Here is a 16,700-nt window from a genome sequence, read left to right as displayed (position 1 = left end):
CGCTGCGCCGAGACGTCGGTACGCTGGGAGATCTCGAACGCTGTCCCGGCGGCGACGTTGATTTCGGCTTCGCGCCGAACCTGATCGGTAATCACCGTTGCGAACTTGACCACTTTGTAGAGCTGGCCCTGGGTGTCATGCACCGGGTTGTAGGTTGCTTCCAGCCATACCTCTTCGCCACGGCTGTTGATGCGCTTGAAGCGGTCAGCGACGAACTCGCCGTTGTTCAGGCGTTTCCAGAAGGCGCGGTATTCTTCGGTGGCTGCAAATTTCGGGTCGCAGAACAGGCTGTGATGTTTGCCGACGATCTGCTCGGTGCTGTAGCCCATTTCCTTGAGAAACGACTGGTTGGCCTTGAGCACGTGACCACTGAGGTCAAACTCGATGACGGCGGTGGAGCGCAGCAGGGCGTTGATGAACGACTCGTTCTCCCGGGCCTTGTTGATTTCCTGGGTGACATTGGTGGCCAGGCACTTGAGCGCGATCAGGCGGCCTTGTTCGTCCTTGAACGGCGACCAGGTCGCGCGGATCCAGATCAGGGAACCATTCTTGCTGATGAACCGATAGTTGTCGGTCACTGCGGTGCCGTTGGCCGCCGCTGCTTTGAAGTCGCGGAAGCAAGGCATGGTCGCCACATAGGTCGGCACGAACGACGCCATGGGCTTGCCGATCAGTTCATCTGCCGAATAGCCAATCGCGGCGCAGAATTTCGCGTTCGCATCCGAGATACGCAGTTCTGAATCCACGCTCAGCGAGAGCATTTCATTCATCAAGGCATCATGGAAATGCTTGAGCGTGATGAGCTCTGCGCTAAGGGTGGACACTTGCTTTTTGATCCGGGAATTAAACATCTGCTGCTCCGTGAATAGGCTCCATCCCCTGATGTCGGCGTTTGGATCCCGAAATTAAGGCCGATCGTCTGAATTGTTTATAGATCAGCTTGGGCAGGGTGGAGGCGAATCGAGGAATTGCGGACAAGAAAAAGCCCGCGATGGGGGGTGCGGGCTTAAAGTCAGTCTTGGAGGAGCAAATGAAGAGTACCGCCCTCAATGTGAAAAACCTGTGAACACATCTCAACAACGCTTAGTAAATAGCATCGCTCAAAAATGCCTTCACGATGGACTTCGCTGAAGGGCTGACTTTCTGATCGCCCAGCTCCTTGGTCGTGAACCATTTACAGTCAGCGATCTCATTGTGGGGTGCCGGGGTTGCGATCATCGTCACCGACACTTCAAAGACGTGATGCAGCACCGCGCCACCCTCGAATCGGGTCACGTAGGCGAGGTCCTCCAGGATAAGCCCGGTTTCCTCCCGCAGCTCGCGCGCGGCGGCCTGTGCCGGCGATTCGTCGGCCTCGACCTTGCCGCCCGGCAGCGTCCAGCGTGCTTTGGGTTTGCGCACATAGAGAATCCGGTTGTCCCGGCGGCAAATCACTGTGGCTCGTTCTTTCATTGGCATTTCTCCACCGCTCAACCCCGTAAAGACTCCGGCTATCCCTGCGCGTTCACGTGGCTGTCATAAAAGCTTCATAAACCATTGGAAGCACTAACGGTGCCAATGTTCCGTTGACTCTTATGAATCGGCCGGTGTTCAGAAAATCGTAGCTGCTTGTGGTCTTTTCCGATCGTTTCCACCTGCCATCGGCATTGAAGGTGATGGGCGGTAGAGGATGCTGGTGCTTCATGCGCGTTATTGGCGCGCACCGCACATTCGTGGGGCCTGAGTGTGGGGCGGTGTGGCCATCCGTAGCGGCGGATTCGGCGCATGCCTATCCGTATCGAGACCAAATGACTGCCGGGAGAGCGCAAATAGTTGAAACGCCTGCAGTTCTTCACGCTTCTTTCCGCGCCTGGGTCTGTGGCACACTTTCTGCTGTCTATTCCGTTGTGGCAAACGGTGTTCCGCTATAGCGGAATAAACATGACGGTTGGAGGTTCTCTCATGCGGCGCGGATTCCTTTCTATGAAAGCTTGTGCACTGGCCCTGATGACAGCAGCGACGTTCGCGACGACGGCCTTCGCTGCCGACAGCAAGCTCGACAGCGTCTTGCAGCGCGGTCATTTGATCGTCGGGACCGGGAGCACCAATGCTCCCTGGCACTTCCAGGGGGCGGACGGCAAGCTGCAGGGCTTTGATATCGACATCGCGCGCATGGTCGCCAAAGGGCTTTTCAACGACCCGAGCAAAGTCGAGTTCGTGGTGCAGTCGTCCGACGCACGGATACCGAACCTTCTGACCGACAAGGTGGACATGAGCTGCCAGTTCATCACCGTCACCGCCAGCCGCGCGCAGCAGGTGGCTTTCACCTTGCCGTATTACCGCGAAGGCGTCGCACTGCTGTTGCCGACCAACAGCAAGTACAAGGAGATCGACGATCTCAAGGGCGCAGGGGACGGCGTCACGGTTGCCGTGCTGCAAAACGTCTACGCCGAGGAATTGGTGCACCAGGCGCTGCCCAAGGCCAAGGTCGATCAATACGACAGCGTCGATCTGATGTACCAGGGCATCAACTCCGGTCGCGCCGATGCCGCCGCCACCGATCAGTCTTCGGTCAAGTACCTGATGGTGCAGAACCCCGGTCGCTATCGCTCGCCGTCGTTTGCCTGGAGTCCGCAAACCTACGCCTGCGCCGTCAAGCGTGGCGATCAGGACTGGCTGAACTTCGTCAACACCGCACTGCATGAAGCCATGACCGGTGTGGAATTTCCGGCCTACGCCGAGTCGTTCAAGAAGTGGTTCGGCGTCGATCTGCCGACCCCTGCGATCGGCTTTCCGATGGAATACAAATAACGCTGTGCGGCTTACATGACTCTCTGAAGGGGTAGGGATGGCCGTGTTGCCGTCCCGTCCCAGGACTTGCTGACCATGAATTATCAGCTGAATTTTGCCGCCGTCTGGCGGGATTTCCCCAGTTTGCTCGCGGGGCTGGGGCTTGGCCTTGAGCTGGCCCTGATCTCGATTGCCATCGGTTGCGTGATCGGCATGATGGCGGCGTTCGCCATGCTTTCACGGTACCGCGCACTGCGGGTGGTGGCGTCCATATACGTAACGGTGGTGCGCAATACGCCCATTCTGGTGCTGATCCTGTTGATCTACTTCGCCTTGCCGGGGATGGGCATTCGTCTGGACAAGATCCCGTCGTTCATTGTGACGCTGTCACTGTATGCCGGCGCTTACCTGACCGAAGTGTTTCGTGCAGGCCTGCTGAGCATCCACAAGGGCCAGCGCGAGGCCGGGCTGGCCATCGGCCTTGGCGAGTGGCAGGTGCGTGCTTACATCGTGGTACCGGTGATGCTGCGCAACGTGTTGCCGGCGCTGTCCAACAACTTCATATCCCTGTTCAAGGACACGTCTCTGGCCGCCGCAATTGCGGTGCCGGAACTGACCTATTACGCGCGCAAGATCAACGTCGAGAGCTACCGGGTGATTGAAACCTGGCTGGTGACCACGGCGCTGTACGTCGCGGCCTGTTACCTCATTGCCATGCTGCTGCGTTATCTCGAACAGCGCCTGGCGATTCGCCGCTAGGAGGCCCTGACCATGTATGAACAACCTGGTTGGTTGCAGGAGTTGTGGGTTGCCCGAGAAACGTTGTGGGCAGGGTTTTTGACCAGCGTGCAGTGCGCGGGGCTGGCGATTGTCTTCGGCACGGTGATCGGCGTGTTTGCCGGGCTGGTGCTGACCTACGGCAAATGGTGGGCGCGCCTGCCGTTTCGGGCCTATGTCGATCTGATACGCGGCACGCCGGTGTTCGTCCTCGTGCTGGCCTGCTTTTACATGGCACCGGCGCTGGGCTGGCAGATCGGCGCGTTCCAGGCCGGCGCCCTGGGGCTGACGCTGTTCTGCGGCTCGCACGTCGCCGAAATTGTACGCGGTGCGCTGCAGGCGATACCGCGCGGGCAGCTGGAAGCCGGCAAAGCCATAGGCCTGACGTTTCCCCAGTCCCTCGGTTACGTGCTGCTGCCTCAGGCCCTGCGGCAGATATTGCCGACCTGGGTCAATTCGTCCACCGAGATTGTCAAGGCCTCCACGCTGCTGTCGGTAATCGGCGTCGCCGAGTTGTTGCTCAGCACCCAGCAGGTGATCGCGCGCAATTTCATGACTCTGGAGTTTTACCTGTTCGCCGGCTTTCTTTTCTTCGTCATTAACTACGCCATCGAGCTTCTTGGGCGGCAAATCGAAAAACGGGTGGCCTTGCCATGACACAGACTCAAACCGCGACTGCCGCCCCGGCTCTGTTGAGCATCGAAGGGCTGCAAAAATCCTACGGCCCGGTCGAAGTGCTCAAGGGCGTCGATCTGAAGATGAACAAGGGCAACGTGGTGACCCTGATCGGCTCCAGCGGCTCCGGCAAGACCACGCTGCTGCGTTGCGTCAATCTGCTCGAAGAGTTTCAGGGCGGGCACATTCGCCTGGAAGGCCAGGACATCGGTTACAGCGACGTCAGCGGAAAACGCGTGCGCCATCCCGAGAAGCTCATCGCGCAGCACCGGGCGATGACGGGCATGGCGTTCCAGCAGTTCAATCTGTTCCCGCACCTCACCGCCCTGCAAAACGTCAGCCTCGGCTTGCTCAAGGTGAAGAAGCTGCCGAAGGATCAAGCCGTCGCCCTGGCGGAAAAATGGCTGGAGCGCGTCGGCCTGCTGGAGCGTCGCAATCACTTTCCGGGGCAGTTGTCCGGCGGTCAGCAGCAGCGCGTGGCGATTGCACGCGCCATTGCGATGAACCCCAGCCTGATGCTCTTCGATGAGGTGACCTCGGCGCTCGACCCGGAACTGGTGGGCGAGGTGCTCAGCGTCATCAAGGGCCTGGCGGAAGAGGGCATGACCATGTTGCTGGTGACCCACGAAATGCGCTTTGCCTACGAGGTCTCTGATCAGATCGTCTTCATGAACCAGGGGCGCATTGAAGAGCAGGGCCCGCCCAAGACACTGTTTGAACAACCCAAGTCAGCCCGATTGGCTGAATTCCTCAAGAACATCCGTTTTTAAAACGCTCAATCAAAGGAGATTTTCATGAGCATTACTCGTTACGGTGCCGGCAGTACCGCAGGTGGCGGCCAGCCACGCCCATTCGCACGCGCCGTCGAAGCCGATGGCTGGCTGCATGTGTCCGGTCAGGTGCCGGCTGAAAACGGTGAGATCATCAACGGCGGGATCGTCGAGCAGACCCATAAAACCATGCAAAACCTGGTGGCGATTCTGACGGAAGCCGGGTACGGCCTCGAAGACGTCGTGCGGGTCGGCGTATGGCTGGAAGACCCGCGGGATTTCTGGAGCTTCAACAAGGTGTTTGGCGAGTACTTCTCCCCGGAACACGCGCCCGCCCGCGCCTGCGTACAGGCCAGCATGATGGTGGATTGCAAAGTCGAGATCGATTGCATCGCCTACAAGAAGAAGTAGGGAGCAGCGGCAAGCTTTAAACTGCAAGCTGCAAGTCGGCAGAGCGCTGATGCAACACGTGCCGCTTGAAACTTGCAGCTTGAAACTTTCTTCTAGCCTGGAGCTGGTCCAATGACCGAAGACACCATCAAACGCCGGGCGCGAGGTTTGGACCGGGCGTTCGATATTCTCGATTTTCTCAAGGAGACCGGTACGCCGCTTCGGCCCAACGAGATCGCCAGTGGCATCGGCAGCCCCAAGTCGACGGTGTATGAACTGGTGAGTTCGCTGCTGGAGCGGCGCATTCTGGAGACGGTCGGCAAAGACGGCCACGTGTACCTGGGGCGGCAGCTGTACTTCCTGGGTCAGGCGCATTTGCGCCACTTCGATTTCACCCGCGAGGCCGAAGTCAGCCTGGGTGAGATCGTCGAGCAGACCCGGGAAACCGCACAGATGTGCCTGCTCAACGGGCGCAAGTACACCGTCGCGCTGATGAAAGAGGGCGCGCGGCATTTTCGTATTTCCTCGGATATCGGCGAAGACGCCCCGATCCCGTGGACCGCATCCGGGCGCCTGCTGCTCGGGCACCTGTCGGATCAGGCCATCATTGACCTGATCGACGACGAAGACTTCATTCTTCCGGATGGCAAGCGCCTGCCGGTCGAGACGTTGCTGGCCGAGATCCGCCAGGCCCACCAGGACGGTTTTTTTTCCTTCGACAGCATTGCCGACACCTTCACCCATTGCTTCGCCGCGCCGGTCCGCGACAAGCAGGGCATCTGCATTGCCACCTTGTGCATCGTCGCGCCGCGTGCCGACGCTACCGCGCACTATGCGCATTACCGACAGGTGCTGATCAACAGCGCCAACGGCCTTGCCCGGCGGGTCATCGAATAGCGTCGTCGATAGCGGCGCATGACTCACACGAACAACGACATCAGGAGAACAGACATGAGCATTGCCGCGATCGAAAAAGGCGCCACGCAGCCAGGCGACCACTTGGTGCGCGACGTCAGCCTGCCCGCGCTGGTCATCCACGACAAGGCGCTGGAACACAACCTGCGCTGGATGCAGAAGTTTGTCAGCGACAGCGGTGCCGAGCTGGCGCCCCATGGCAAGACCAGCATGGTGCCGGCGTTATTCCGGCGGCAATTGCAGCATGGCGCGTGGGGCATGACCCTGGCCACGGCGGTGCAGACCCGTGCGGCATACGCCCACGGCGTCCGGCGCGTGTTGATGGCCAACCAACTGGTGGGTGCGCCGAACATGGCGATCATCGCCGAGATGCTCGGCGACGGGATGTTTGACTTTCACTGCATGGTCGACCACCCGGACAACGTCGCCGCGTTGGGCGAATTCTTTGGCGGCAAGGGGCTACAGCTCAATGTCATGATTGAGTATGGCGTAGTCGGTGGACGCTGCGGATGCCGCAGCGAGGCCGACGTCATGGCATTGGCTGATGCAATCGCCGCTCAACCTGCACTTAAACTGACCGGCATCGAAGGTTATGAAGGCGTGATTCACGGCGATCAGGCGGTTGCCGGTATACGTGAGTTCGCGACCTCGCTGGTGCGCCTCGCCGTGACCTTGCAGGACAAGGACGCATTCGCTCTGGAGCGGCCAATCGTGACAGCGTCCGGGTCAGCGTGGTACGACCTGATCGCCGAAGAATTCGACAAGCAGCAGGTGCGCGAGCGGTTCCTCAGCGTGTTGCGCCCCGGCAGTTACGTGGTTCACGACCACGGCATCTACAAAGAGGCCCAGTGCTGCGTGCTCGACCGTCGCCACGACCTGAGCGAGGGTTTGCAGCCGGCCATGGAAGTATGGGCCCACGTACAGTCCATGCCGGAACCGGGTTTTGCGGTGATCGCCATGGGCAAGCGTGACGTGGCATTTGACGCCGGGATGCCCAACCCGATCAGGCGCTACCGTCCGGGGACAGTTCCGGCGCAGAGCGACGATGTCAGCGGCTGCGCAGTGACGGCGGTGATGGACCAGCACGCGTTCATGACCGTTGCGCCAGGGTGCGAGCTGAAGGTAGGCGACATCGTGTCGTTCGGCACCTCGCACCCTTGCCTGACCTTCGACAAATGGCGGACGGGTTGCCTGGTCGGCGATGATCTGTGTGTCATTGAATCTTTTGAAACCTGCTTCTGACAGGAGTCAGCCATGAGTGAAATGGTCAGTCACAGCTATCCGCGTGTTGCGTTGATCGGCGAATGCATGATCGAGCTGCAACAGCATGCCAACGGCTCGCTCAAGCAGAGCTTCGGTGGTGACACGCTGAACACCGCGGTGTACCTGTCGCGGCTGCTGGGCTCGGCGGCGCAGGTGGACTACGTCACCGCCCTGGGCGACGACAGTTTCAGCGACGCCATGTGCCAGGTCTGGGCCGATGAAGGCATCGGCCTGAGCCGGGTGCAGCGTCTGCCGGGAAGGCTGCCGGGTTTGTATTGCATACAGACCGACGCCAGTGGCGAGAGACGCTTTCTCTACTGGCGCAACGAAGCCGCCGTGCGCGAATGCTTCACCACCCCGGCCGCTGAACCGGTGCTGGCTGCGTTGCCGGATTATGACGTGCTGTATTTCAGCGGCATCACCCTGGCGGTACTGGGCGAGGTGGGCAGGGCACGCTTGTTGTCGACGCTGGGCGATGCGCGGGACCGCGGCGCGCGGGTGGTCTTCGACAACAATTACCGGCCTCGGCTGTGGCGCAGCGTCGAGCAGGCACGCCAGGCTTATCGGGCCGTTATGCATGAGGTCGATCTGGCGCTGCTGACTGAGGAGGACGAGCAAGCTTTGTTCGATTACGCCGACGGCGAGCAGATCATGCAGGCGTATCGAGACATGGGCGTCAGCGAGGTGGTGATCAAGCGCGGCGCTCAGAGCTGCTTGATCAGCGTCGATGACCGCCGGCACGAGGTGGCCGCCCACCCGGTGCAGCGAGTCGTCGACACTACCGCGGCGGGCGACTCTTTCAGCGCCGCTTACCTGGCCCTGCGATTGCGTGGCGGCAGCCCGGAAGATGCTGCGCAGGCCGGGCATCGATTGGCGAGCCTGGTGATTCAACACCCCGGCGCGTTGATTCCCAGAAGTGTGATGCCGATCTGAACGGGTAATGGTCGGTGTGCCCACCGGCCTATTCCCGGCTAAAGCCGGTCCCACTAGAGTGTCGTGCCCATTCAGTGAGGGCGGTGGTGGGGCCTAACTGAAGGAACGCGGCCCCCTTGTGGGACCGGCTTCAGCCGAAAAGGGGCCGCGCAAACCCTGTGGGGCCGGCTTCAGCCGGGAAGGCGTCTGGCGTCACGCTGCAAATTTGAGGATGCCCAAATCGGCTTATTCCCGGCTTCAGCCGGGTAGGGGCCGCGCAAACCCTGTGGGACCGGCTGTAGCCGGGGAGGCGGCAGTGTGAACACCCAACATTCCACGACAGCCTATCAATCCCGATAAAACACTTGCACCAGGTGATACCCGAATTTGCTTTTGACCGGACCGTGTACCGTGCGCAACGGCTTTTTGAATATCACCTGGTCAATGGCGCCGACCATCTGCCCGGGCCGCACTTCACCCAGATCCCCGCCACGCTTGCCACTCGGGCAGGTTGAGTATTTCTTCGCCAGCACGTCGAACGCCTCGCCTTTGGCAATGCGCTGCTTGAGTTGCTCGGCTTCTTCAGCGGTTTTGACCAGAATGTGACGGGCTTGAGCTTTCATGATGAACCAGACGTCTCGATAAAAAAGCGGCGCATTATGCCTTTGCCGGGCGTTTTCGGGTAATTTCCCACACTTCGGCCGGACAAACGTCCGCAGCCCGGCTTACCGGCGCCTGGAGCGGCATGCTGGCAAACAAGCCGAACGTTGAATCGGGCCCAATGTCGACTCAGTGTAGGCCTGCAGTCTCCTCAAACCTCTTGTGCGGTGTTGCCTTATGGATTTTCCGGCGTTGTTGAAGGTGCTCTCCACTCAGGATGGGTCAGATCTTTACCTGTCTACCGGCGCGCCGCCCTGCGCCAAGTTCAATGGCGTGCTCAAGCCATTGGGCACTGAGGCGTTCAAACCCGGTGACGTGGCGCTGATTGCCGCCGGCATCATGGACGCCGAGCAGCGCCATGATTTCGAGCGCGACCTGGAGATGAATCTGGCGTTCTCACTGTCCGGGGTGGGGCGCTTTCGCATCAACATCTTCAAGCAGCGCAACGAAGTGTCCATCGTCGCGCGCAACATCAAGCTCGACATCCCCAAGTTTGAGGACCTGCACCTGCCGCCGGTGCTGCTCGATGTGATTATGGAGAAACACGGGCTGGTGCTGTTCGTGGGCGCGACCGGGTCAGGCAAATCGACGTCGCTGGCGGCGTTGATCGATCACCGCAACCGTCATGCCAGCGGTCACATCATCACCATCGAAGACCCTGTGGAATTCATTCACAAGCACAAACGCTCCATCATCAATCAGCGCGAAGTCGGCGTGGACACCCGCAGCTTTCACGCGGCGTTGAAGAACACCCTGCGTCAGGCGCCGGACGTGATTCTGATCGGCGAAATCCGTGACCGTGAAACCATGGAGCACGCGCTGGCGTTCGCCGATACCGGCCACCTGGCGATCTCGACGCTGCACGCCAACAACGCCAATCAGGCGCTGGATCGCATCATCAATTTCTTCCCTGAAGAGCGGCGGCCGCAGTTGCTGCATGACCTGGGCAACAACCTCAAGGCTTTTGTCTCGCAACGGCTGGTGAAAACCACTGACGGAAAACGTCGCGCGGCGGTGGAGGTGATGCTTGGCACGCCGACCATTCGTGACCTGATCCACCGCAACGAACTGACCGAGCTCAAGGGCATCATGGAAAAGTCCACCAATCTTGGCATGCAGACGTTTGACAACGCGCTCTATGACCTGGCGGTGGAGGGTGCGATTACCGAAGACGAAGCGCTGAAAAACGCGGACTCGGCCAACAACGTGCGCCTGCGGCTCAAGCTGCACAGCGAAAACGGGCCATCGACCATCGCCACTGCGCCGCGTGCGCCGCAACCGGCCGCGCAGGTGAATGTGAAGGACTGGGGGCTGGTGGACGAGCGCGATGAGCCGGGGAACTGAAAGATAAGCTTCGCTGCCTACTGCGGGTGAAGACGACGCACGATCCGCGGGAGGCGGCTTGCTGGCGAACGCGGTGGGTCATTGACATTTTCGTATCTGGCACACCGCGTTCGCCAGCAAGCCGGCTCCTGCAGGTTTTCACCTGCTATCTATTTTGCAGTGCGTGATTTCACCCGTGATCAATGGTGCGGTGCGACGCCTGACGCTTTCCCGGCTAAAGCCGGTCCTACTTAAAGCATCAGCGGTGTTTCTGGAGGTATAGGGTCTGACTGTAGGAGCGCGCTTGCCCGCGAATGCGATGTGTCAGCGCCATCCATTCGCCTGACCCAACGCCTTCGCCAGCAAGCCGGCTCCTACAGGTTTCACCCCGGGGTCAATTTTTCCGGTTCGAGATTTCAACCACCATCAATGTTGCGGTGCGAGATTTCAACCGTGATCAATTTTCCGGTACGAGGTTTCAGCCGTGATCAATGTTGCGGTGCGAGATTTCAACCGTGATCAGTGTTGCGATGCAACACCTGACGCTTTACCGGCTAACGCCGGTCTCACTCACGGCATCTGCGGTGTGTCCGGGTGTATGCGTTGTGACTGTAGGAGCCGGCTTGCTGGCGAAAGCATTGGTCCAGTCGCCGCTTTCATCACTGACCAACCGCATTCCCAGCAAGCCGGTTCCTACGGACCGCGCATTCAGCCAGCAGGCGTCTGGGTCTGCTTTATATTCGACAGAGCAGGGCACCTACCGCGCCAGCCATCCGCCGTCGATATTCCACGCCGCGCCTCGGACTTGCGCGCCGGCCTCACTGCACAGGAACAAGGTCAGCTCGCCCAATTGCGACGGCGTGACAAACTCCAGCGACGGCTGTTTCTCCGCCAGCAGGTCATGTTTGGCTTGCTCAAGGTCCCCGGTTTCGGCGGCGCGGTCATCGATCTGCTTCTGCACCAGTGGCGTCAGCACCCAGCCCGGGCAAATCGCGTTGCAGGTCACCTGAGTGGCGGCGGTCTCCAGCCCAACGACTTTGGTAAGCCCGATCACCCCATGCTTGGCCGCCACATACGCCGCTTTGCCCGTTGATCCGACAAGCCCGTGCACCGAGGCGATGTTGACGATGCGCCCCCAGCCCCTGGCGCGCATAGCCGGCAGACTCAGTCGCGTGGTGTGGAAGACCGAAGACAGGTTGATGGCGATGATCTTGTCCCAGCTCTCCACCGGAAAGTCTTCCACCGCATCCACATGCTGGATCCCCGCGTTATTCACCAGAATGTCGACGCCGCCAAACTCGCGCTCCGCGTAGGCAATCATGTCGGCGATCTGCGCCACATCACTGACGTCGGCGGGGTGGTGGCCGACCTTGCCGCCATACTGCCTGACCTGCTCGATCACCGCCGATGCATCGCCAAAGCCATTAAGCACCAGATCGGCACCGGCTTTGGCCAGCGTCAGCGCGATGCCCAGACCGATGCCGCTGGTGGACCCGGTCACCAATGCCGTTTTGCCTTGCAGACTCATGTTGTGTTCCTCATACGATGCCGGTTGCATAGAAAACCCCGATTACCACAAACACCGCGAGTGTCTTGATGATCGTGATGCCGAAGATGTCCTTGTAAGCCTCGCGGTGGGTCAGGCCTGTCACCGCCAGCAGGGTGATTACCGCGCCGTTGTGCGGCAGGGTGTCCATGCCGCCGCTGGCCATGGCGGCGACACGGTGCAGCACTTCCAACGGGATATTCGCCGCGTGGGCGGCGGCAATGAAGCTGTCGGACATCGCAGCCAGGGCGATGCTCATGCCGCCGGATGCGGACCCGGTAATCCCGGCCAGCAGCGTCACGGTGATCGCTTCGTTGACCAGCGGATTGGGGATGCTTTTGAGCCCGTCGGCCAGCACCAGAAAGCCAGGCAACGAGGCGATCACCGCGCCAAAACCGTATTCGGACGCGGTGTTCATCGCCGCCAGCAGCGCGCCGCTGACGGCACCCTTACTGCCTTCGGCCAGTTTCGATTTGACGGTGGTAAAGGCAAACACCAGCACAAAGAGAATCCCGACCAGCAAGGCCGCCTCCACCGCCCAGATCGCCGTGATTTTGGAGATTTCAGTCTGCACCGGCGTCGCCATGCCCGGCAGCGCCAGGGTGTGGGTCTTGCCGTACCACTGGGGAATCCATTGCGTGAACAGCAAGTTCATGACCCCCACCAGCAACAGCGGAGCGAGTGCTACCCATGGGTTGGGCAGGGCGATGTCGGCAGGGGTGTCCGGCTCGTTACGCAGTTCGGTGCCGTAGCCTTCGCCCGCGCGCTGCGCCTTGTTGCGCTGGCGCTGAAGAAACAACATGCCGACGCTGAACACGAACGCCGTGCCGATCAACCCCAGCCACGGTGCGGCCCACGCGGTGGTGTTGAAGAACGTGGACGGGATGATGTTCTGGATCTGTGGCGTGCCAGGCAGGGCGTCCATGGTGAACGAGAAGGCGCCGAGGGCGATGGTCGCCGGAATCAACCGCTTCGGGATGTTGCTCTGACGGAACATCTCCGCCGCGAAGGGATAGACCGCAAACACCACCACGAACAGCGAAACACCACCGTATGTCAGCAGCGCGCAGACCAGCACGATGACCAGCATCGCCTGACGCGTTCCCAGCAAGCGAATGGCCGCTGCAACGATGGAGCGGGAGAAGCCGGACAATTCAATCAGCTTGCCAAACACGGCGCCCAGCAGGAAGACCGGAAAGTAGAGTTTGACGAAGCCGACCATTTTGTCCATGAACACGCCGGTGAAGGCCGGCGCCACGGCAGAGGGGTCGGTGAGCAGCACTGCACCGAGCGCCGCAATGGGCGCGAAAAGGATGACGCTGTAACCCCGGTACGCAGCCAGCATCAGCAGCGTGAGGGCCGCTAAAGCGATGATCACACTCATCGAGTGTCTCCTGTTGTTTTTGTTATGGATGCGGCGATGCCGCGCAACAGGAGGTATAGCCACTTTCGTGCCACTGCGCCAAGTGGCTGACTTTATTACGTTTTTTTGCTATTGGATTGCTCAATCCCATAAGACTGTCCAGCAATTGAGACTGTCCGCAGGGTTTTACAGCCAGAGGCTGCCGCATTCATCCCTGTCAGCCGCTCTAAACAGGCGGCGGTGTGGCAGTCCACCTGTGTGGATGCGAGTCTCAGGATTGAGACTCGGCAATCCCCAGCGCCGCCATCTTCTTGTACAGAGTGGAGCGACCGAGGCCCAGCTGCCGGGCCGCCAGCACGACATTGCCCGCACATTGGGCCAGCTTCGCCTGGATCAGCTCGCGGTCGAAATGCTGGCGGGCCTCGCTGTAAGTCTGATCGTTTGACGCCGGAGACAGCGAACCGCGGGGCGAAGTCACCGGCACCAGTGTGCCGATCGCAGCGCGGATGTCGCCAGGGGTGAGCAGCAGATCGTCACTCAACAGCGCAGCACGTTCCAGCACGTTGCGCAGTTCGCGAATATTGCCCGGCCAGGCGTGTTGCGCGAGGATCGACATCGCGGCAGGCGCCAGTTCGTGCTGGCTGCGCAGGTCCTCGAGAATGGCCTCGGTCAACGCCGGAATGTCGTCCAGACGCTCGCGTAACGGCGGCACCGTGATCGGCAGCACGCTCAGCCGGTAATAAAGATCGGCGCGGAATTCGCCTCGTTTGATCGCGGCTTCCAGGTCGGTGGAAGTCGCAGCGATCAGGCGCACGTCACTCTTGAGCAACTGATTGGAACCCACCGGCTCGTATTCTTTCTCCTGGAGCACGCGCAACAATTTGCTTTGCAGCGGCAGGGGCATGTCGCCGATCTCGTCCAGAAACAGCGTTCCACCTTCGGCCAGGTGCAGCTTGCCATGGCGCCCTTTGCGGTCGGCGCCGGTGAAAGCGCCCGGCGCGGTGCCGAAGAACTCTGCCTCCAGCAACGCTTCGGGGATGGCCGCACTGTTGATGCTGATGAATGGCTTGTGCGCTCGCGGAGAGGTGTTGTGCACGGCGTGGGCCAGCAGCTCTTTCCCGGTGCCGGTCTCGCCAAGCAACAACACTGGCGAGTCGCTGCTGGCGCTGCGGCGCGCCCGGCGTTTCACTTCAAGACTCGCCTCGCTGGTGCCGATGAAGTGCGCAAAACTGTATTTGGCCTGGCGCGCGCGAAGCTGCGAGCGGGTCGAGGCCAGCTCCTGCTGCATGCTCGAATAGCGCTTGAGCAGTGGCGACAGCGCGTGCAGCTCGTCAAACAGGGCGAAGCCGATGGCGCCGATCACCGCGCCGCCGTCGTCGTGAATGGGCAGGCGCATGACCACCAGCGGATCCTTTGCCGTGTCCATCATGTCCAGCAGGATCGGCTGGCCATTGCTCGCGACCTGGCGCAGCAAACTGCCGGGGATCACCTGCTCGCAGGGCTGGCCGACCGCGCGACTCGGGTCTTCCAGGCCGAAGCGGCGGGCGTACCGCTCGTTGATCCAGACAATGCGGGCGTCGCGGTCAACGATGACCGTGCCCTCACTGGACTGCTCGATGATCTCGAAAAGCGAACGGATCGCCAATCGCCGAACGCGTCGGTAATCCTTGAGGCTCTCGCTGTCTTTCATGCGCGGTTCCATCCATCGTGTTTCTCGGCACCTGGCCGCACAGACTACGGGTTGATACTTGCCTCAGTTAAAGCCGGGGTGCGCCGCTGCGAGCAATTCCCGGGTGTAGGGGTGCTGCGGGGCATCGAACACATCATGGCTCGCGCCGCGCTCCACCACTTTGCCGTCCTTGACCACAATCATGTCATGGGCCAGGGCCTTGACCACGGCCAGGTCATGGCTGATGAACAGGTACGTCAGCCCGTGTTTTTCCTGCAATTGGCGCAGCAACGCGACGACCTGCTTCTGCACCGTACGGTCAAGCGCAGAGGTCGGTTCGTCGAGCAGTATCAAGGCAGGTTTGAGCACAAGGGCACGGGCAATGGCGATGCGTTGTCGCTGCCCGCCGGAAAACTCATGGGGGTAGCGGTGCCGGCTCGACGGGTCGATGCCGACTTCCTCCAGCGCCCGGATCACTTCGGCCTCACAGCTGGCCTTGTCCAGGTCGCTGTGAACTTCCAAACCCTCGCTGATGATCTGTGCCACCGACATGCGCGGGCTGAGGCTGCCGTAAGGGTCCTGAAAGACGACTTGCATCTGCTTGCGCCACGGGCGCATCTGCTTTTGCGTCAGGCTGTCGAGCGCATGACCCTTGAAACGGATACTGCCACGCGATTCCAGCAAGCGCAGGATTGCCTGACCAAGTGTCGATTTGCCTGAACCCGATTCGCCAACAATGCCCAGGGTTTTGCCGCGCTCAATGCTGAGGCTGATGTCGTCGACAGCCTTCAGGTACTCGTGATGCCGGTTGAATATCCCGCCGCCGAGGGAGAACCAGACGCGCAGATTATCGACTTCCAGCACTTTTTCGCGGCTGTCACGGGGCAGCGGCTCGCCCGCCGGCTCAGCATCCAGCAGCAGGCGGCTGTAAGGGTGCTGCGGGTTTTTAAACAGCAGCTGACAGTTGGACTGCTCGACGATTTCCCCGGCGCGCATCACGCAGACCCGCTGGGCGATGCTGTGCACCAGGTTGAGATCGTGACTGATCAGCAACAGCGACATGTTCAGGCGTTGCTGCAGTTGTTTGAGCAGCAGCAGGATCTTGCGCTGTACGGTGACGTCAAGCGCCGTGGTCGGCTCGTCGGCGATCAGCAATTCAGGCTCGCAGGCCAGGGCCATGGCGATCATCACCCGCTGGCGCTGGCCGCCGGACAACTCATGCGGATAGGCCTTGAGGCGCTTCTTGGGGTGTTGAATGCCGACCAGCTCCAGCAACTCGATGATCCGCGCCTGGGCTGCCTTGCCGGCCAGGCCCTTGTGCAGCAACAAGGTCTCGCCGATTTGCCGGGACACCGTGTGCAGCGGGTTCAGCGAGGTCATCGGCTCCTGGAAGATCATCGCGATCTGGTTGCCGCGCAATTCGCGCATGACGTTGCCGTCGGCGCCAAGCAATTCCTTGCCGCGATAACGGATGCTGCCGGTACTCAGCGTGCCGGCCTGTGGCAGCAGTTGCAGGATCGAGTGAGCCGTCACCGACTTGCCCGAGCCCGATTCGCCAACCAGCGCCAGGCATTCGCCAGCGGGGATGTCCAGGCTGATGTGCTTGACCACGGTGTTGCCGTTGAACGACACCGAAAGGTCGCGGATTTCGATCAGGTTTTCGGACAT

15 protein-coding genes and 1 pseudogene are annotated in these 16,700 nt (G+C 60.7%); 9 read left to right on the top strand and 7 right to left on the bottom strand.

Annotation, left to right across the window (positions count from 1 at the left end; genetic code table 11):
* Positions 1-122: 122 nt before the first annotated feature.
* Together QRN48_RS25290 and QRN48_RS04820 are read right to left on the bottom strand one after the other, a co-directional pair.
* Positions 123-761: pseudogene (locus tag QRN48_RS25290) on the bottom strand (PAS domain-containing protein); the annotation flags it as partial.
* Between the two features lie 322 nt (positions 762-1,083).
* A complete protein-coding gene (locus tag QRN48_RS04820) occupies positions 1,084-1,452 on the bottom strand; it encodes an NUDIX hydrolase (RefSeq protein WP_037009808.1) in 369 nt (122 codons plus the stop codon).
* 510 nt (positions 1,453-1,962) lie between these two features.
* Here QRN48_RS04820 and QRN48_RS04815 point away from each other — a divergent pair.
* The 8 genes from QRN48_RS04815 (at position 1,963) to kdgK (ending at position 8,492) form a co-directional block, all read left to right on the top strand.
* A complete protein-coding gene (locus tag QRN48_RS04815; RefSeq protein ID WP_502944567.1) occupies positions 1,963-2,790 on the top strand; it encodes a transporter substrate-binding protein in 828 nt (275 codons plus the stop codon).
* A 75-nt stretch (positions 2,791-2,865) separates the two neighbouring features.
* The gene (locus QRN48_RS04810; protein ID WP_037009812.1) at positions 2,866-3,528 is read left to right on the top strand and encodes an amino acid ABC transporter permease; all 663 of its coding nucleotides are present in this window, start codon (positions 2,866-2,868) and stop codon (positions 3,526-3,528) included.
* Between the two features lie 12 nt (positions 3,529-3,540).
* A complete protein-coding gene (locus tag QRN48_RS04805; RefSeq protein ID WP_037009813.1) occupies positions 3,541-4,203 on the top strand; it encodes an amino acid ABC transporter permease in 663 nt (220 codons plus the stop codon).
* Entirely contained in the window at positions 4,200-4,991 is a 792-nt protein-coding gene (locus tag QRN48_RS04800) for an amino acid ABC transporter ATP-binding protein (protein WP_285349182.1), read from the top strand. The genes QRN48_RS04805 and QRN48_RS04800 overlap by 4 nt, the downstream gene beginning before the upstream one ends.
* Positions 4,992-5,015: 24 nt before the next feature.
* Positions 5,016-5,402 carry a RidA family protein gene (locus QRN48_RS04795; RefSeq protein ID WP_037009815.1) on the top strand — a complete coding sequence of 129 codons (387 nt, stop codon included), beginning with the start codon at positions 5,016-5,018 and terminating at the stop codon, positions 5,400-5,402.
* A 111-nt stretch (positions 5,403-5,513) separates the two neighbouring features.
* Positions 5,514-6,278 (top strand): IclR family transcriptional regulator, encoded by a 765-nt coding sequence (locus QRN48_RS04790; RefSeq protein ID WP_285349180.1) that lies wholly within the window; start codon positions 5,514-5,516, stop codon positions 6,276-6,278.
* Positions 6,279-6,332: 54 nt separating this feature from the next.
* Complete coding sequence (locus tag QRN48_RS04785; RefSeq protein ID WP_285349178.1) at positions 6,333-7,538, top strand: amino acid deaminase; 1,206 nt, start codon at positions 6,333-6,335, stop codon at positions 7,536-7,538.
* A 12-nt stretch (positions 7,539-7,550) separates the two neighbouring features.
* Positions 7,551-8,492 carry a 2-dehydro-3-deoxygluconokinase gene (gene kdgK / locus QRN48_RS04780; protein ID WP_191943870.1) on the top strand — a complete coding sequence of 314 codons (942 nt, stop codon included), beginning with the start codon at positions 7,551-7,553 and terminating at the stop codon, positions 8,490-8,492.
* Positions 8,493-8,818: 326 nt separating this feature from the next.
* Here the strand turns inward: kdgK and QRN48_RS04775 are convergent, their stop codons facing one another.
* The gene (locus QRN48_RS04775; RefSeq protein WP_037009819.1) at positions 8,819-9,094 is read right to left on the bottom strand and encodes a peptidylprolyl isomerase; all 276 of its coding nucleotides are present in this window, start codon (positions 9,092-9,094) and stop codon (positions 8,819-8,821) included.
* Positions 9,095-9,308: 214 nt separating this feature from the next.
* Between QRN48_RS04775 and QRN48_RS04770 the strand changes: the two genes are divergently transcribed.
* Complete coding sequence (locus QRN48_RS04770; RefSeq protein ID WP_037009820.1) at positions 9,309-10,475, top strand: PilT/PilU family type 4a pilus ATPase; 1,167 nt, start codon at positions 9,309-9,311, stop codon at positions 10,473-10,475.
* Between the two features lie 736 nt (positions 10,476-11,211).
* Here the strand turns inward: QRN48_RS04770 and QRN48_RS04765 are convergent.
* The 4 genes from QRN48_RS04765 to QRN48_RS04750 form a co-directional block, all read right to left on the bottom strand.
* A complete protein-coding gene (locus QRN48_RS04765) occupies positions 11,212-11,982 on the bottom strand; it encodes a 3-hydroxybutyrate dehydrogenase (protein ID WP_191943871.1) in 771 nt (256 codons plus the stop codon).
* A gap of 10 nt (positions 11,983-11,992) precedes the next feature.
* Positions 11,993-13,384: a GntP family permease gene (locus QRN48_RS04760; RefSeq protein ID WP_037009822.1), complete on the bottom strand. Its 1,392-nt coding sequence runs from the start codon at positions 13,382-13,384 to the stop codon at positions 11,993-11,995.
* Between the two features lie 250 nt (positions 13,385-13,634).
* Complete coding sequence (locus tag QRN48_RS04755) at positions 13,635-15,053, bottom strand: sigma-54 interaction domain-containing protein (RefSeq protein ID WP_285349173.1); 1,419 nt, start codon at positions 15,051-15,053, stop codon at positions 13,635-13,637.
* Between the two features lie 63 nt (positions 15,054-15,116).
* Positions 15,117-16,700, bottom strand: coding sequence for an ABC transporter ATP-binding protein (locus tag QRN48_RS04750; RefSeq protein ID WP_285349171.1), 1,584 nt, complete (start codon positions 16,698-16,700; stop codon positions 15,117-15,119).

This window comes from Pseudomonas sp. ME-P-057 (genome assembly GCF_030208975.1).
In the GTDB taxonomy this organism is placed as follows: Bacteria; Pseudomonadota; Gammaproteobacteria; order Pseudomonadales; family Pseudomonadaceae; genus Aquipseudomonas; species Aquipseudomonas lutea.
This window is presented reverse-complemented; position numbering and strand designations above follow the sequence as displayed.